Origin of the sequence: Phytobacter massiliensis JC163 (genome assembly GCF_000321045.1) — a bacterium.
GTDB lineage: Bacteria > Pseudomonadota > Gammaproteobacteria > Enterobacterales > Enterobacteriaceae > Phytobacter_A > Phytobacter_A massiliensis.
Genome location: NZ_HE578952.1, coordinates 28032 through 29470, shown reverse-complemented (window position 1 = coordinate 29470; position 1439 = coordinate 28032). Strand labels below are relative to the sequence as shown.

2 protein-coding genes and 1 pseudogene are annotated in these 1439 nt (G+C 57.4%); all 3 read right to left on the bottom strand.

All coding sequences use genetic code 11. From position 1 onward, the window contains the following. Nucleotides 1-150 precede the first annotated feature (150 nt). On the bottom strand, nucleotides 151-408 hold the full coding sequence (locus ENTHG_RS23160; protein ID WP_044185818.1) for a hypothetical protein: 258 nt from the start codon (nucleotides 406-408) through the stop codon (nucleotides 151-153). 11 nt (nucleotides 409-419) lie between these two features. Further along, a complete protein-coding gene (locus tag ENTHG_RS23155; protein ID WP_044185816.1) occupies nucleotides 420-1085 on the bottom strand; it encodes a plasmid partitioning/stability family protein in 666 nt (221 codons plus the stop codon). A gap of 2 nt (nucleotides 1086-1087) precedes the next feature. Continuing rightward, nucleotides 1088-1439, bottom strand: a pseudogene (locus ENTHG_RS23150) (plasmid segregation protein ParM domain-containing protein); the annotation flags it as partial.

The window sequence follows — 1439 nt, the reverse complement described above, 5'->3', positions numbered from 1 at the left end:
TTTCAAGGGACATCCCCAGGGTGAAGCCGCCCGGTTGAGGGTGATTTGTCACAGAAGAACAGTGAGAGCGACGTGGACGACGTCCGCTGTTCGCGACAAAAAAAGCCCGTCATCTGCGACGGGCTTCGGTATCGGGCGGGAATGAGGTGGTTACCGGGCTTTTTTCGCGTCGTCAAAGGCCAGAATGACGCCGGTACACATCAGCGCCGCATAGCCCAGCTGGAGAACAATCGTGACCGCAAGAGGGACATGACTGGTAAGCAGGAGAGGAACGACAAGCAGAATGCTGAACAGGATCATGCCCCTGCCCGTTTTCTTGAGGGTGTCGGGCATTTCTGCCGCCGGCACTCCGGCCCTTTTCAGTATCCGGGCGGCAATACTCTCAACCTGCTGTTTAAATCGTGACATCGCGCCTCCTGTCAGAACAGTTTTTTCATATTATTTCTTATTCTGGCTTCTTCGCCAGCGTCTGCAACCGGTACGTCTGCCCTCACGGCTTCCGGATGTTTGTCAGCTGCAGGGGCCTGTGTTCCGCCTGCCTCGCCTGTGACGTCGGTCAGAAGACTGATTAGCGCGTTAAGCGTGCCGGGCGGAGCTGGCAGGTTCGTCAGCAGCTGTGGCAGCCGGACATCCAGCGTATGGAGCGCGCACCCCGTCGTGATGAGCTGGCGCAACAGCTGCCCCCGTAACCGGGAGGGGGCTGATTCAATCATTCTGACGGTGGCATTTTTCTCCGGCAACTGCAGGGTAATGCGCCGCCGCTCATCGGGTTCTTCGCTGTCTGCTTCAGCCCATCGCCATGCAGGCAAAGCCTCCCTCACCTCCGCTGCCGGTGAAGCCGGCAGCAGACCATTCAGTGCACCGATTAGGCAAGTAAGCTGTACCGCATACAGCTTACCGTCGAACAGCTCGGTGATGAGCGCGGGAAGGCGGGTATCGATCCGGTACAGCACCCCGCCTGCCGTGGTTGCCGTGCGCAGAAAGTCGCCGCGCAACGGCTGAGAAACCGTTTCAAGTGTGGCGGAAACCAGCATATCCGTGCGGTCATCGGTATGGAGATAGAAAGAATATTTGCCGGCTGGCACAGTCAGACCTCGCTATGGTACAGAGCAATCTCCCGGACCAGTGCCAGCTGGGGATCAGGAATAATTTCGATCCGCTCTGGCGATAATGGCCATGCCTGCCGGACTGCGTCCTCAATCAGCACTGCGCCGCCACCAACCAGAAAAATTCTGTTCACGTTGCGATAACGAACCAGCTCACCGATCACCTGCGCACCCAGCGTGGCAATTGCTTCTTCAATTTTGTCAGTGACATAATCAATTTTGTCTCCATCATTGATGATACTGGCCAGAAATGCACGATCTTTCCGGGACCGGATGACGGTGTCAGCCATCAGGGGGCTGGTTTCACTGTCAGCGGCACGCAGTGCGGCCTGT

Bases quoted from the DNA above. Each gene is read 5' to 3' on its own strand.
- ENTHG_RS23160 (WP_044185818.1), bottom strand. From the start codon at position 408: ATGTCACGATTTAAACAGCAGGTTGAGAGTATTGCCGCCCGGATACTG.